The organism is Thermogladius calderae 1633, from assembly GCF_000264495.1.
GTDB lineage: Archaea > Thermoproteota > Thermoprotei_A > Sulfolobales > Desulfurococcaceae > Thermogladius > Thermogladius calderae.
In genome coordinates this window covers 1,292,701-1,307,041 of sequence record NC_017954.1, presented here as the reverse complement: position 1 = coordinate 1,307,041, position 14,341 = coordinate 1,292,701, and the positions used below count along the sequence as shown (strand labels likewise).

Genomic DNA, 14,341 nt, shown 5'->3' with positions numbered 1-14,341 from the left:
AAAAAAGATGCGAGAGGGGATCGGAGAACGAAGTTTATGTAGATGATTAAAAGAAAAGAAAAATAAAAACGGGGTTACGTAATGTACTCTTTGAAAGCTATAGCTCGTGTCGGGCACACGCTAGTACAGAGCCCGCAGCCATAGCACTTGTTGATATCTACTCTTGCGACCCTCTTGCCTTTCTCGTCTGGCAACACGTGTACGGCATCGTAGTTACACACCTGCTCACAGAAACCGCAGCCGATGCACTTCTTCTCGTCTACTACGGGCGGCTCTGCCCAGACCCTGCGCGGCTCTGGCTTCAGGTATTTGAGTGCTAGACCTTTGACGTCTAGTATACTGTCGTACTCGTGCCTAGCGAGCCAATCCTCTACTTCCTTTAGGATCCTCTTGAAGACCCCTAGCCCCTCGATAAGGGCAGCTGTACATATCTGGACAGCCGACGCACCAGCCATGAAGTATTCTATTACGTCGACACCCCTGGATATCCCGCCCACGCCTATAACTGGGAGTTTGGAGTTGAGGGCTACTTGGGAGACCACGGCGAGCGCCAGCGGCTTCAAGGCCGGGCCGCTCAACCACCCGTAACCGTAAGGCCCGCCCACTATAGGCATTCCTGTCTCGACGTCGATACTAAGAGCCGGGCCGATCGTGTTGGTTGCCACTATGCCGTTTACGCCGACCTTCTCCAGCTCTTTAACCAGCTCGGGTATGTTCGGGGTGAACGGGCTCAGCTTGGCGAAGATCGGTACACTCACACTCTCGCGGAGGGCCTTGGCGGCCTCGACGACTGGCCTGTAGTCTCTACCAATGTAGTGTGTAGAGAACTCTATCGCGTCTACCCCGGCTTTCTCGACTTTCGGACCCAGGTTGGACAGTTCTTCTGGGGTGTAGCCTATGCTGGCTATGAACGGGACGTTGTTCTTTTTGGCGTACTCCTTGACGATGGGGTACTCGCGTTCAAGGTAGTGCTCGGCCGGTATGTCGCTCCATAGCTCGGCGTTCAACACGCCGTAGATGAACCTGTTGTTCCCGCTGTCGACGTTGACGATCCTTATGTCGCCCGGCTTGATAGTCTTCAAGACCTGCATTCTCGCCATACCCCTGTCGACGGCCGCCATGCTAGGCCTGGGGACAATAGCCGGCTTAACGCTTATCGTCTTGGCTACTACTCCGCCCACACCGTTGTCGATAAGGGCCTTCATCATTTCGGCGTCTCTCGAGACAGGGCACGCTGCGTTCATCAGGGGGTTCTTGAACCTCAACCCGGCTATCTCGACTTCTAGACTAGGCAATTTCACACCTCTAAAATCATAGATTTAGAGAGGCTGAAGTAAAATATTTTTCCAAGTTTTAGACCTGTAATTTAGAGGACGGGGTAAAAAACAAGCTTGAAGGTTGCGCATTAGCCGCAGAGTGGGTAGTCGTCTGGGACCTTCTGCCTGAAGAATTTCCCGGTCTCGGGGTCCTGGAATAACCCTACCTTTACGCCCTTTCTCCCGCTGGGGGTCAGTTGCCAGACTTTCCTAGGGATCAGCTCGAGCTCCTTGCCCGAAGGAGTCCTGACTTTAACAGCGTTTTTGCACGGCTCTCTAGCAGCCATCGCAATCACCTGTTAGAAATATTAGTTGTTAAGGGTTTATATAATTTTTCACAAGTAACCATAAAACGTTAATGTGCCGATATTACAGCTTAATATTCAGCTAGAAAAAATGAACTCCCAATAGAACAGATTCCGTGGTTATAGGAGGAACAAATTAGATGCGAAGAGTGTAGTAGAAAAATGATATTTTATGAGCAAAGGCAGGGTCTAACTACTTGAGGTAGTCCAACTGGTATTTTCCTTCAACCATCATCTTGTCCCATAGTCTTTCGACAGTGCTGTGGACTTTCTCTAAAGCCTTGTCGAGGTCTACGTTGACGAACCTCTTCTCCTTAACGACGAACCTCCCGTCAACTACTACTGTGTCCACGTCGTCCGGTGTGAAGGAGTTGACGAGGTGGCCGTAAACGCTTTTCTCGTTTATTGGCGTTGGAGGTGTCCTGGGTTTGATGACAACGATGTCGGCCCTCTTCCCGGGCTCGATACTACCCAGCTCCTTGTCTTGGTGGAACATTCTAGCAGCGTTGACTGTTGCCATCTCGACGACCTGTAGAGGCGTCATCAACCTGGGGTCCAGGTTCCAGACTTTGTGGATCAAGTAGGCTGCCCTCATGTTCTCGAAAACGTTGAATATGTAGCCGTCGTCGCCAAGCCCTACGTTGATACCTAGCTCTAGCATCCTCGGTATCTTCGGGACACCCACGGCGTTGAGCATGTTGCTCATAGGGTTGTGCGCTACGTGTGCCCCAGTCTTTTTGATGATCAGGATCTCCTCATCGGTCGCCTGTACTGCGTGGACGAGGTGGACTCTCGGGGAGAGGAAGCCTAGTCTGTACATCCTCTCTATAGGCCGTACACCGTACCTCTCGATGTTGTGGTAGACGTCGACCAGCCCCTCCTCCGTGTGTATTGCCACAAGCGCGTCGTGCTTCTCGGAGAGCTCCTTCGCCATCTTGAACAGGTCGTCTGTTACCGTGAAGCTGGCGTGCAGGTAGATGGCGCCCTTGACCAGTTTTCTAGGGTCTTTGTTGTTCTTAACTATAAACCTCTCGTTCTCCCTAACGCCTCTCACGCCCTCCTCGTAGCTTCTTCGCTGCGTCGCCTCGAAGCTTAGAATACCCCTGATACCCACCTCGTTGACAGCCTTCTCCATGCTGTCGAGTATACCGTCTATACAGTTGGGCGCGCTTATGTTGTCGAAGAAGTTGGTCACCCCGGACTTCGCGTACATTAGAGACCCGATCAGAGCCGCCGCGTAGGCCTCGTCGTGGCACAGCATCACGTCAAGGGCCCACCAGATCCTTTGGAGGTTCTGCATGAAGTCCGTGGGGGGCTCGATCTTCCCGAACCAGGGGCTACCCGTTAGGAGGGCCCCGTAGAAGTGCGTATGCGCGCTGATGAAGCCAGGCGTTACGACAGACCTGCCGCCCCCAACAACCTCCTCGCTAGTGTACTTGTCCTTCCCGTCGCCGACTCCCACGTCCACGATCGTTCCGTCTCTCACTGCGACGTATCCTCGCGGGACGACGCGGCGCTCACTGTTCATTGTCACGATTAGCGAGTCGGAGACGAGGATGTCGACCTTTTCCCTCATACACTCTACCCTCGTATTCAAATTTACCGTGGTGGGAAATAAACCATTCTCCTAAAAGACCTTATGGGCTCCTGCTTACTATTTTGACACTATGTAGATCGCTAGTATGATCAGGGAGGCCCCCACCACTTGTATAGGCGAGAGCCTCTCCCCGTATAGCAAGGCAGAGAACACGGCTGCGGATATAGGCTCCAACAAGTAGATGGTTGCCGCCGCGTAGGCAGGGACGTATTTCTGCCCCACTACTTGGAGTACGGAGGCTATTATGGTGCAGAACAGGCTCAAGTAGAAGATGTAGAGTACCGTGTTAAGGCTGGGCAGGGTGTTTGCGTGTAGGGCCACGTACGGTGTGATGAATAGGCCAGGGAGTAGAAGACCATATAAGAAGGAGATAGTACTCTGGGTTAGCTCCGCGCTGTACACGCCCACTAACACTATCTCGGCGGCCCAGGCGATAGCGCCTATTAGAACCAGTACCACCCCTAAGCCCAGCTCGCCGGCCGGCTCCGTGAGCAGGTACAGCCCGATCGTGGAGAGTGCTAGAGACGCGACGAGCTTTACTTTATTGGCGGTGCCCCTCAAGAACTCGTATATGTAGACGAAGACCGTGTTTAGACCTGTGACGAAAGCGGATATCGAGGGGGTGGTGAACTGTGTCCCCACACCCTGTAACGCGAGTCCCGAGACGTAGGACAAGCCTACTACGAACCCTTTTCTAAAGTTACCCTTGTTAAACTTAGACCTCCCCAGTAAGAGGGCTGGTGTTAGTAGTGCTAGCGCTATTAGAGACCTATAAAACGTGTAGGCTACACCGTCGATATCCGACACACTCAACTTTATGAAAACGAAACTAGAGCCCCAAATCAGGGAGGTGGCGAGCAGTGCTAATAGCCCCTTTACCCTATCCCTCATAGACTACCACGCGATCACGTCAGTGCGGTCTAGATGGAAAGAGAGTAAGGAAAAAGAAAAAAGAGAGTCTCCAGTCTAAAACCTCCGTTATCCGGGTATGATACGGGTTCCGGACTTTCCTTCCAGTGCCTCCTTCGCCTTGAAGAGGTGGCCGATGATGGCGAGTTTACCCCCGTTCTCCACGAACCTTATTCCAGCGAGCACTTTAGGCCCCATACTCCCGGGCTTGAAGTGACCCTCTGCGTAGTACTTCTTGGCCTCGCTGACCGTCAACACGTCCAACGGCTTAGCGTTGGGAGTGCCGAAGTTCAAGTAGACCTTCTCCACGTCGGTCAATATCATTAGTACGCTCGCACCCAGGGCTGTCGCCATTCTCTCAGCTCCCAGGTCTTTGTCTATGACTCCCTCGACACCGTGGAGCAGGCCTTTCTCGTCCTTGTACACTGGTACTCCGCCACCGCCGTCGGAGATCACAATGAACCCGTTGTCGAGCAGAGTCCGGATCGCCTCAATCTCTACCTGTATCTGTGGGTCCGGTGAGGGCACTACCCTTCTATAACCGCCCCTGGGGTCAGGCTTTATGAACCACCCGTACTCCTTAGCCAGCTTCTCGGCCTCCTCCTTCTCGTACCAGGGCCCGATGTACTTGCTGGGGTTCTTGAAGTCCGGGTCGTCTTTGCTGACAAGTGTCTGCGTCACTACTGTGACGACACCCTTGACCTTACTGCCGAGAAGGCCCTTCTCAACCAACTTGTTATACAGGGCTTGCTGGAGCAGGTAGCCCAACCAGCCCTGGCTCATCGCACCCGCGATGTCGAGCGTCATCGGGGGGAGCTCTTTCATCTTCAAGCCAGCCATCATCCACTCGGCTATTATGCCCACCTGGGGGCCGTTTCCATGCGTCAGCGCTATCTTGTAACCTTCCTCGATTAGCGACACCACTATCTCTGCGGCCTTGTAGGCGTTTCTCCAGTAGTCCTCGGGGGTCCCCTTATCTCCCTTGGACTGGAACGCGTTTCCTCCGAACGCTATCACCATGTATTTGTCGTCTCTGGGCACTCGAACCACCTTGCTTGGATTAAGTGTGATTCTACTAGGAGTTTTTAAATTATCAAATACTGCTCCAACTTTGTTTATTCGCGTATATATGTTCTACTAGATCATAAAGTCAGGCACGCCGTCCGGCCTGTACGCGACGCGGGGCTTGAGACCGCTCCTCTTAAGTAGCTCGACGACGTGGGGGTAGAGGATGACGTACTCTTCGTCGATGGACTCGACTAGTGCGGGGTGTATCTGGGAAAGCCTCTTCTTGAAAACCCTGTAGTTCTCTTCTGTACTAAAGCTCAACATAATCGCCGGGTAGAAGTCCTCGCCAGGTCTAAGACCAGAGCTCATCAGGTTCTCCAAGGCTCTGAACTGGTACTCGTAGTAGCTCCTGTCGGCTCCCGTAAGCATTTCGAACTCCTCGGGTGTAGCCCCCTTGAACGAGACCCTTACCACGATGTTGTGGAACCTAGAGAGCTCGCTGGCGAATCTCTCGTCTCTCCCTATGAGGAGACCGTTTGTCTCCAAGATGAAGATGAACTTGGTCTCTTCGAAGAGTTTCAATAGGTCTACTAAGTGCCTCCTAGAGATGGTCGGCTCCCCACCACTCAGCCTAACGTATCTGTACCCCCGCCCGCTAGCGATATCGGTGAGAATGCTGAAAACTCTCGACGGGTCGTAGAAATTCCCTTTGTCAGTGAAGTAGCTGTACCTCCAACTCCAGCAGAACTTGCACCTCAGGTTACATCCAACGACGTCGGCTGTGGCGATACCACCGTACCACCTACCCCCCCTGAACCTGTAGTACCTCCTCTCCTCAACGTTACCAGTCAATCTCGCGACTCTCTTGTAGATCTCCTCTGCTAGTTTAAACGGGTCTAGCCCCGGCATTGAGAGCCCGTTGTATCCTCGAATCTCCCGAGTAAGTAAGAGCTTATAACAGTCCTTAATAAATCGCTGAGATACTCGAAACCCCCCACAAGGGTTCTTGAAAAGTAGTCCTTGCCGACCCTCTCTAAGCTACCAGCTATGAAAGCAAGGGATTGGACTACCCCGTTAAACGCACCGAGTCTATTGAACAACACCCCGTACAAGCACCGCGAGGAGAACGGGCAAGTCGAGCACTTGAGCCCGACCTTAGCACACCAAGCCTTGTCGGGGACTCTCAAGTCTCGGCTGAGAGCTAGTAACCTCTTGTAGTGTCTATCGACCGGCGCGTGCTCTGTTAGGCCGTATGCGTGTAGTAGGTAGGCCTTAGCGGACTTGACACCAAGTCCCTTAACGTTCAACAGGCTGACAGCCTCTGCGTACGGGTCGCCGATCGACGTTGAGCGGTCCACACCAGCTTTAATGAGCCGGAAGGCCGATACCTGGTAGGAGCTCGATTCAATTGACCCCCTCTCTAACAGGTCTCTCACCCACTTAACGGTGTTTACGTGGTAGTCCGTGTTCTGCGACAGGTAAATTGAGTAAGCAACAGCTGTCCTGTCCCCTGGAGTGTACATTAGAGTAACCTGGTCGACCACCCCCACGCTGTTAGTTGCTACACCCAACTCGTGGAATAGAGGGCGTTTCCGAAGGCCCAGTAGCATCTCAACCTCGTCTAGCCGGCACGCCCGAGGTACACGACAGGCCGTCTCGAGGCTTTGTTTTCCAAACCTGCATGTCAGCCCAGAGCACGTCCCACGCCTCTTAACGAAGACGAAGCCCCCGGAAACCTCCTCTACTTCGAACAAGGGTAGGAGGTACGAGTAGTAGAGGGTTAGGCCATAATTTATACCTTTGACGTACATTGATAGGCTACTCCCAACACCAGGACATAGGAATGGGCGATTTTATGAATGTGAATTAAAGAGGAGAAAGAAGAAAAAAAGAGAGCTGGCTTACCACTTCCTGCTACCCATGGTCATGGCCATTACAGCCTTCTGTACGTGGAGCCTGTTCTCGGCTTCCTCGAAGTAGAGGCTCTTCGGGTAGCTGTCGAGAACCTCGTCTGTAACCTCCTGCCCTCTGTCAGCCGGCCCGCAGTGCATGTAAAACGGTTTACCGGCCTTCTCCAGCCTCTCGGTCGTAACGATCCAGTCCTTGAACTTGTTCTGGTATGCCGTGGCGCCCTCCTTGTCGACCTTGCTGTTGAAGGGTGGGAAGAAGCCCTTGGGGCTCCAGGCCTTCGGGTAGACTATTGTCGCACCCTCGAAGGCCTCGTCCATGTTGTAGACTATCTTGAACTCGCTACCCCAGTGCTCGGCGAACTTCTTGGCCTTGTTCATGACGTCGTCTAGCAGCTCGAAGCCTGGTGGGTGCGCCACGTAGACGTCGGCGCCGAGCATGGCGAAGGTGGTCGCCACGTCTTGTGGTACTGCGAGAGGCTTCAAGCCGCCGCTGTAGGCGTAGCTCACTACTACCTTCTTCCCTCTCAGGTCCTTGGGGAATCCTAGCGCCTCGAACGCTGCTAGGGCGTCTGCCAGGGACTGGAACGGGTGCCATATGTCGTCCTCCATGTTGAGCACGGGAACCTTACTCCACTTCGCGAACTCCTGTATGATCCTATGACCTCTCCCGATGATCCACTTCGCGGCGTCGCCGTAGATCCTGATGGCAATACCGCTACCGTACCTGCTCAGGACTCTGGCCACGTCGCTTATGGCCTCAGTGGCGTATGGCACCATGTCCTCTGGTAGAGTCGGCGTGTACACCTGGTCTGGAGAGATGTATATGGCCTGCCCGCCCAACTGATACATGCCTGTCTGGAAGCTGTTCCTAGTTCTCAAGCTCTTGTTGTAGAATATCAGGTACAGCGTCTTGCCGTCCAGCCAGTTGACCTTCCTGACGCCCTTGTGGAACATCTCTTTGAGCTCTTTAGCCGCCTTCAGGACGGTGAAGATGGTGTCTATGTCGTAGTCCGCGTTGGATAGCCAGTGTTTCCCTTCCAGTAGACCTAGGAACCACGACTCGCTCATTTCGTACACCCTTCTGGTGAGTCATCTAATGGAGCTGGACATATATAACGTTTACCTCCGCGGATAGTACGGGATAACGGGGATTCTACCGAACTTCCCTAGGTCTACGGTTTCCGTGGGTTCTCTGGTGACGGGGATGACCCTTAAAGCGGCTGGCCTGGCTTTCACGAGGGACACACTGTATGTGTCTAGGATGAACATCTCGAGGTCGTCGACCGACCAGGGGACAACGATCATGTCGGGCCCTGCAACACAGACAGACGTGTACGAGAGGAGGTCGTAAGCTGTGAGGGCACCTCTAGAGCCGAGCCGTACAAGAGAGTCGTCCTCGGCGTAGGGTAGCATGACTTCGTTGAACCCTGAAGCCAGTCCACTAGAGGTTGCTATTCTCCTTATTTCCGCGTTCAGCGTCATGACGCCGAAGTGGAAGCCCGGCTTTCTCGCGTAGTAGCCGATCGCCTCCATCAGCCTGACAACACTGTTATCCTTCCACGGTGATAGGCTGTAGTCCACTACGACCCTTAGCCCTGTTACACCCTTAACTAGGTGTACTACGCTGTCGACCTCCTCGCCCAGCTTGTCGAAAGCCCGGCTGACGGAAGCTCCTGACTCCGCGAGCCTCCTAAGGTACTCGGGGTAGAGGAACGATAGGCCGATCCCCTCTACTCCACTGCTCGTAGAGTCGGGGAAGTAGGGGGTCTCGAGAGGCCTCTCGTGGAAGCCTATGGCTAGTCTCGTACCTGCCACAGGGTCTACTTCGCTGACCCTGTGAATAACCGTGGAGGCCGTCTTAGACGCGTCTATGGGCCTCTCATAGTCGAAGAGGAGGCTAGCGTACATACCGTTTACCAAGACATGTGCCACGTCCTCTAAGTCGGCCTTCCTAATGGGTTGCGACCCCACGCTGACTAGAACCCCCCTGCTGATGGCACCTGTTTTGTCTACAAGCTCGAGGACCTTTGGCAGACCGAGCTCGTTCTGCGGGAGCGACACCCGTTTAGAGAAGACGCTGTAGCCTCTACTTTCAAGCGCTTTCCCGGCCTCTTCTAACAGGGTCGCTGCTCTGTCAAGTACCATTTCTAACTCGCTTAGTTCCTTTACCAGCGGAGCAAAGTAGGTTACAGACCTGACAACAGGCCTCATAAAAACCATCAATGAGTACTAGGTCGGATAAGAGTTTAAACATCGCACGTACTGTCTAATCGATTTTTATATTCTTACCCTGGACTAGACTCGAATTGGGGAGGAGGGTTTGTATAGCGGCCTGAAAAACAGGGACTTCCTGACTCTCGCCGAGTTCACGAAGGAAGAGCTAACCGTAATGCTGGAGACGGCCGCCCACCTCAAGCTACGTTATAAGATGGGCGAGAGGGCAATCCCCCTTCTCCCGGGCAGGCACTTGGCCATGATATTCGAGAAGCCTAGTACTAGAACTAGGGTGAGCTTCGAGGCCGCTATTAAAGAGCTGGGAGGTGACGCGATAGTCTTACACTACGGCGAGATGCAATTGGCCAGGGGCGAGACAATAGAGGACACGGCTAGAACACTGTCCAGGTACGTTGACGGGATAATGGCGAGGGTGTACGAGCACTACAAACTGGAAAAACTGGCAGAGTACAGTACTGTGCCTGTGATCAACGGGTTGAGCGACCTCCACCACCCCGCGCAGGGGCTGGCAGACGTCTTCACAATTGTGGAGAAGAAGGGAAGGGACATTACGAGGCTCAAGATAGTATTCGTGGGCGACGGGGGAGACAACGTAGCTCACAGCCTGATGCTGGCTGTCGGTATACTAGGCGGGAAGGTCACTATATCCGCGCCTAAAGGCTACGACCCGCACCCCTCTGTAGTGAAGTTGTTTAACGAGACAGCAGCCAGATACGGCGGTAGCTTCGAGATAGAGAGAGACCCGTGGAAGGCGGTTAAGGACGCGGACGTGGTCTACACCGACGTGTGGGTGAGCATGGGGCAGGAGAAAGAGAGGGAGAAGAGGGTTAAGGACCTCGAGCCGTACAAGGTCACGAGCCTCCTAATGAAGCAGGCAAAGCAGGACGCCATCTTCATGCACTGCTTACCCGCCCACAGGGGGGAGGAGGTCACCGACGAAGTCATCGACGGGAAGTGGAGCGTGGTCTGGGACCAAGCGGAGAACAGGAAGCACGTCCAAAAAGCCATTCTAGCACTCCTCATACCGTAAAACACCTTTTTTATACTTCAACCCCATTATATAGGCTCTCTGAACGCGAGGTGTAATGCTTGTCGGAGCTCAGCTACAGGCTCGGCAAGACTGTTTACAGGTTTAAGGCTGAACACGAGAAGGAGTTCAAGCTACTAGTCTATGGTCTCCTCGCACTAGTGATAGTCCTAGGCGTCTACATCAGGGCCCTTCCAGGAATCAACTTCGGGCTAGAGCTCTACGAGGCCGACCCGTTTGTAGTGTACTGGCAAGCCAAGTACATCTACGAGCATGGGCTACTCTCGTGGTATACGCTGACACCCGAAAACCCTGCTACCCACATATTCTGGTACCCCTGGGGCAGAGACTTCGCACACTCGGAGTACCCGGCTTTACCGATGTGGGAGGCGCTGTCCTACAACTTAGTCAAGTTCACGGGCGTCTCGTTCAAGGACTGGTGTGTTGTCCAGCCACTGATATTCACTGTGTTCACAATCTTGTTCGTCTACTTAACAGCTTACGAACTCACGAGAGGCAGTCACTTGGCCGGGCTACTTGCAGCAGCGTTCTACGCGTTCGTCCCCGCCGCGACAGGTAGGAGCATAATAGGGTTCTCGACAAAGTACGGTATAGGTATAATGTTCGCCACCCTGTTCTTCTACTTGTACGTCCTGTTTTACAAGAGCTACTCCGCAAGAGGCCTGTCAACCAAGACGCTGGTGTTGTTAGTACTTACATCGCTAGCACTAGGGCTACTAGGCTGGTCGTGGGGTGGGTTCATTTACGTCCTAGGGGGCTTTGTAGCCTACCTCCTGCTACTCCCTCTTCTCTCAGTTAAAGACGCGACCCCTAGGTTCGTCCTACTGAACATCGCCATACTAGCACTGACCATGGTCGTAGTACTCGGCTCGCCAGCAATAACGGCGATGCTACAGATAATACCCTTTAAACTGACCGGCCTAGGGAGCCTCCTGTTGGCTTCCACCCTTATACCGTTGCTCTTCTCCCTCCAATTCTATGAGTACAAGCTACTAGGACTAAAGAGACCGCTTCTTAAGCGGGCCGGCTATTTCTTAGTCCTCCTGCTGATCGTCGCACTCGGCGCCGCCTTGATGTACATTGGTAAGCTCGACATCCCAGGACGTTTCGCGTGGATACTGGGTCTAAGGACGATAGCTTCAAACCCCATCTTCGAGAGCGTCGAGGAGCACCAGCCAGCTCTCGCTGTAATGGGGATCTCGGCTATACTTAGGAGCTGGGGCACGTACTCGGACTGGCTCTTCTTCGTCTCCCCCTTCATACTGGCTGTCATGGGAGCCCTGTATCTGCTGTACAAGGGTACGGCAGACAGAGTACTAGTCTCTGTGGCCTTCCTGCTAGCAGTCTACGCCTACATGAACGCCGCTTACATGGAGGTGACAGCGGCTACGACCGGCTTGACAATTGCGGGGGTCTTCGCCGGGGTCATAGCATCTAGACTGATCCCCAGCGAGGCTGTTTACGCGAGGGACAAGAAGAGGATGTACGTTAAGAAGACGAGCCCCGAGGTTTTCTATGCGTCGTTGTTCTTGACGCTCTTCATGACCGCGAACATAGCCTTGGCGGGGTACAACACGTACAGCCAAATGAACAACGTGGTGCCTAGTATCAAAGCGGGCTACACGTCCCTACCCTACTGGACGGACGCGTGGTATAAGGCGATAGAGGTGATCAGGAACACTACACCAGACTCGGTTATCGTGGCCTGGTGGGACTACGGTTACCCAATAAGCGTCCTGGGGCAAAGACCTACAGTGGCCGACGGTTCAACACTGAACACTACACAGATAGGCATACTGGGTCTCACGTTGACTGCCCAGAACGACTCCGAGGTGTTGAGGTTGCTCGACCTCCTACAAACCCCGGTAAACAACACTTACATCCTGGTCTTCGACGTGTTCAACTTCAGGCCCTCCGGCAACGATTCCTACGTGGTGACACCCGTGATACCAGGCCTCATGGTGGGCCTTGACGACATACCAAAGAGCATCTGGATGATCAGGATTGGGGATTCTATAGTTGGCCAGCTACAGTCCATGGGTGTGAACGTCTCCTACAGGAACCTGGGCGACGCTTTCTACCTTTATCTCTTCCAGAACAACATTGTCATCTCTCCGAGGTTTGACGACTTGTCTAACGCACCGCTACTCTACAGGTTGCTCGTAGACGGGATCTTGTACCTGAACAAACAGTGGAACGCGAACGTCACTTTCATGTGGTATACCGGTATAGCCGACTCGGTGTCAACCCTGACCGCGCAGTACCCTCAGTTAAGTGGGGTAGTCGAACAGCTGAACTTGACAACTTACATACGTGTGCTGTCTGTTAAGACCCTCACCTACGAACAGAGGCCGCTGGCCAACAGCCCCTACTTCAAGCCGTACGCTATCATAGCTGAGCCCTTCTACGACAAGAACGGGAACAAGGTGATTATCAACGGAGCCTACTTGTACGAGGTAATAACGATATACCAAGTAGTCTACCCATCACAAGCTTAACATCCCCTAATCCCCGAGGCTCCTTTGCTACGGAACAATATCGTGTTCAGGGTTCCAAGCCCCGGGGACCAGCCGATAAACACGTTTACCCGTCTCGTCTTTTAGAGGGTTAGGTGTTCGCAAGACAGGTGCTCAAACTCTGCGACCATGGAACCGGCTCTCCCACAACGCTTACAAGCCCATTTGTCGCCACGTAGACTACTACCGTGTCAACCCTAACACTCTTGCGGTTACACAGCCCTATTGTTTTATAAATAAAGCCCTAAGCTATTACTAGAGTGGTGTGCTGATTTGGTTCTCAGGAGGAAGAAAGTTGACCCTTTAAAGTCGGCTTTGACAGCGCTTTATAATGTAAGGGCTAGTATCCAGCGTCTCGACTCCTTAATCGACAGGATAAGTAGCAGGAGAAGCAAGCTCATGGATATGGCTGTAGACCTTCAGGCGAGAGGCGAGACTTTCCTCGCTAAGAGGTACGCTGAGGAGATCGCTAAGCTCGATAAGATGAGGAGTAGGCTCGAAGTGTTGAAGTTGGTTCTTGAGAAGGTCTCTCTGAGTATCGACCTCGCAATCACGATGAGGGACTTCAAGCTAATAGCAGACGAAGTCTCGAGTATTGTCAGCGAAATAAAGAAGATACCGGAGTCGAGAATGCCAGACCTAGCCGTTTACTTCGCGGAGTTGGACTCGTCTATACGGGAGTTGGCGAGCGCTGACATCGACGTGGGGCCGCCCTTATCTTACGACACTACAGAGACCCCCGACGTTAGAAGGGTTCTCGAGGAGGCTAGGAGTCTCCTGAAAACGAAACTGGAGAGCGAGAATATTCAGCCCCCAGGTCTAAATAAGTAGAGTGTACTTCTTCTCCTCTCTCAGGATTATAATCTTCGTGTTGAAGGACTCCAGAACCCCCTTTACCCTGTCACTGAGCTTGTCGGCTAAGTCCTGTGGCATTACGATGAAGTAGCCGTCGTAGCTCTGGTCTACCATGGAGGAGCCGATAGCTAAGTACAGGTTCTTGAGCTGTGTAGCCCTATCAGCGCTAGGGTCTATAACCCACACACCGATCTTCTTCTCGTCTTTCCACGCGGTTAGGTCGGGGAGTAGTGGTTTAGACGTCTTGTTCTCCGAGACCTCGAACCCTCTCTCCTCCAGGTCTTTGATCACCTGCGCAATCACCTGCTTTCTCGCGGGGCTGAACTTGGCGAGCTCAATGTACTTCTCAATAGGGCCGTGGATCTCCGGGTCGTAAAGGGTGTACGTGCCCCTGTCTACCCTGAAGAGGAAGAGCTTCTCCGGGTCCTTGTACTTGTCCTTGCTATTGCTATTTACTGTGACGAGGTCTATCTCGAAGTCCAGGCTCATATCCGATCTCGAGGGGTCTTTTTGCTTAGCGATGCCTATGATATCCCTCCTCGTGAAAAAGTTTTTACCGGACTTGACGAGTTCTAGAGATGCCTCCTTGATCAACATCCAATTGGGCTTTTTCTGGCCTACCTCTTGCGCGTCTTCCAATTT

At 53.2% G+C, this 14,341-nt stretch carries 13 protein-coding genes; 3 read left to right on the top strand and 10 right to left on the bottom strand.

Translation table 11 applies throughout. The features are described from left to right. Nucleotides 1-74 precede the first annotated feature (74 nt). The 9 genes from TCELL_RS07035 to TCELL_RS06995 all read right to left on the bottom strand — a co-directional run bounded on the left by TCELL_RS07035 (nucleotide 75) and on the right by TCELL_RS06995 (nucleotide 9,256). Nucleotides 75-1,295, bottom strand: coding sequence for a dihydroorotate dehydrogenase (locus tag TCELL_RS07035; RefSeq protein ID WP_048163430.1), 1,221 nt, complete (start codon nucleotides 1,293-1,295; stop codon nucleotides 75-77). Between the two features lie 110 nt (nucleotides 1,296-1,405). After that, nucleotides 1,406-1,603, bottom strand: coding sequence for a chromatin protein Cren7 (locus tag TCELL_RS07030; RefSeq protein WP_014738044.1), 198 nt, complete (start codon nucleotides 1,601-1,603; stop codon nucleotides 1,406-1,408). A gap of 211 nt (nucleotides 1,604-1,814) precedes the next feature. Continuing rightward, nucleotides 1,815-3,197, bottom strand: coding sequence for an amidohydrolase family protein (locus tag TCELL_RS07025; protein ID WP_014738043.1), 1,383 nt, complete (start codon nucleotides 3,195-3,197; stop codon nucleotides 1,815-1,817). A gap of 78 nt (nucleotides 3,198-3,275) precedes the next feature. Continuing rightward, nucleotides 3,276-4,109 carry a DMT family transporter gene (locus TCELL_RS07020; RefSeq protein WP_014738042.1) on the bottom strand — a complete coding sequence of 278 codons (834 nt, stop codon included), beginning with the start codon at nucleotides 4,107-4,109 and terminating at the stop codon, nucleotides 3,276-3,278. A gap of 87 nt (nucleotides 4,110-4,196) precedes the next feature. Then, nucleotides 4,197-5,168, bottom strand: a complete 972-nt coding sequence (gene arcC / locus TCELL_RS07015) for a carbamate kinase (protein WP_014738041.1) — start codon at nucleotides 5,166-5,168, stop codon at nucleotides 4,197-4,199. Nucleotides 5,169-5,264: 96 nt separating this feature from the next. Further along, nucleotides 5,265-6,044, bottom strand: a complete 780-nt coding sequence (locus tag TCELL_RS07010) for a radical SAM protein (RefSeq protein WP_014738040.1) — start codon at nucleotides 6,042-6,044, stop codon at nucleotides 5,265-5,267. After that, nucleotides 6,032-6,946 carry an HhH-GDP family DNA glycosylase gene (locus TCELL_RS07005; protein WP_014738039.1) on the bottom strand — a complete coding sequence of 305 codons (915 nt, stop codon included), beginning with the start codon at nucleotides 6,944-6,946 and terminating at the stop codon, nucleotides 6,032-6,034. The genes TCELL_RS07010 and TCELL_RS07005 overlap by 13 nt, the downstream gene beginning before the upstream one ends. A 90-nt stretch (nucleotides 6,947-7,036) precedes the next feature. After that, nucleotides 7,037-8,113, bottom strand: coding sequence for an ornithine carbamoyltransferase (locus TCELL_RS07000; RefSeq protein ID WP_048163427.1), 1,077 nt, complete (start codon nucleotides 8,111-8,113; stop codon nucleotides 7,037-7,039). A gap of 51 nt (nucleotides 8,114-8,164) precedes the next feature. Then, on the bottom strand, nucleotides 8,165-9,256 hold the full coding sequence (locus TCELL_RS06995; RefSeq protein ID WP_048163424.1) for a DUF711 family protein: 1,092 nt from the start codon (nucleotides 9,254-9,256) through the stop codon (nucleotides 8,165-8,167). A 109-nt stretch (nucleotides 9,257-9,365) separates the two neighbouring features. Between TCELL_RS06995 and argF the strand changes: the two genes are divergently transcribed. From argF to TCELL_RS06980, 3 genes are all read left to right on the top strand, one after another. Then, nucleotides 9,366-10,310, top strand: a complete 945-nt coding sequence (gene argF / locus TCELL_RS06990; protein ID WP_014738036.1) for an ornithine carbamoyltransferase — start codon at nucleotides 9,366-9,368, stop codon at nucleotides 10,308-10,310. A gap of 59 nt (nucleotides 10,311-10,369) precedes the next feature. Then, complete coding sequence (locus TCELL_RS06985; protein WP_014738035.1) at nucleotides 10,370-12,826, top strand: STT3 domain-containing protein; 2,457 nt, start codon at nucleotides 10,370-10,372, stop codon at nucleotides 12,824-12,826. A gap of 291 nt (nucleotides 12,827-13,117) precedes the next feature. After that, on the top strand, nucleotides 13,118-13,675 hold the full coding sequence (locus TCELL_RS06980) for a Snf7 family protein (protein WP_014738034.1): 558 nt from the start codon (nucleotides 13,118-13,120) through the stop codon (nucleotides 13,673-13,675). On the opposite strand, the gene TCELL_RS06975 is transcribed toward TCELL_RS06980, so the two are convergent. Beyond that, nucleotides 13,664-14,338, bottom strand: coding sequence for a DUF7669 domain-containing protein (locus tag TCELL_RS06975; RefSeq protein WP_238529011.1), 675 nt, complete (start codon nucleotides 14,336-14,338; stop codon nucleotides 13,664-13,666). The genes TCELL_RS06980 and TCELL_RS06975 overlap by 12 nt on opposite strands. Nucleotides 14,339-14,341 lie beyond the last annotated feature (3 nt).

Excerpts from the sequence above, each read along its gene's own strand:
- TCELL_RS07030 (WP_014738044.1), bottom strand. The coding sequence starts at position 1,603 with ATGGCTGCTAGAGAGCCGTGCAAAAACGCTGTTAAAGTCAGGACTCCT.
- TCELL_RS07025 (WP_014738043.1), bottom strand. The coding sequence starts at position 3,197 with ATGAGGGAAAAGGTCGACATCCTCGTCTCCGACTCGCTAATCGTGACA.
- TCELL_RS07020 (WP_014738042.1), bottom strand. The coding sequence starts at position 4,109 with ATGAGGGATAGGGTAAAGGGGCTATTAGCACTGCTCGCCACCTCCCTG.
- TCELL_RS07010 (WP_014738040.1), bottom strand. The coding sequence starts at position 6,044 with ATGCCGGGGCTAGACCCGTTTAAACTAGCAGAGGAGATCTACAAGAGA.
- TCELL_RS07005 (WP_014738039.1), bottom strand. The coding sequence starts at position 6,946 with ATGTACGTCAAAGGTATAAATTATGGCCTAACCCTCTACTACTCGTAC.
- TCELL_RS07000 (WP_048163427.1), bottom strand. The coding sequence starts at position 8,113 with ATGAGCGAGTCGTGGTTCCTAGGTCTACTGGAAGGGAAACACTGGCTA.
- TCELL_RS06995 (WP_048163424.1), bottom strand. The coding sequence starts at position 9,256 with ATGAGGCCTGTTGTCAGGTCTGTAACCTACTTTGCTCCGCTGGTAAAG.